Consider the following 311-nt stretch of genomic DNA (forward strand, 5'->3'; position numbering starts at 1 on the left):
CCGCGGCGGACGGTGTGCCGCTGCCGTGGGTCCTCGCTCTCTCGCTCGTCTTCCTCGGCTGGTACGGCGGCGGTCTGCTGCTCGGCGAACGCACCGCCGACCGTCGCCTCGCGACCTGGTGGCTGCTCGGGCTGACCCTCATCTGGCTCGGCGCGGTCGTGGTCTCGCCGGAGTTCGTGTGGCTCGCCTTCCCGCTGTGGCTGCTCGCCGGATTCGTGATGCGCCTGCGGTGGGCGCTGCTGCTCAGCGTCGTGGTCCTCGCCGTGGTGGTGACCGCTCCGCTGCTGCACACCGGCACCACGACCTATGCG

General features: G+C 72.0%; 1 pseudogene. It reads left to right on the forward strand.

Going from position 1 to position 311, the window contains the following annotated elements:
- Positions 1 to 311: pseudogene (locus L687_RS0122235) on the forward strand (sensor histidine kinase); the annotation flags it as partial.

Source organism: Microbacterium maritypicum MF109, assembly GCF_000455825.1.
GTDB classification, from domain to species: domain Bacteria; phylum Actinomycetota; class Actinomycetes; order Actinomycetales; family Microbacteriaceae; genus Microbacterium; species Microbacterium maritypicum_A.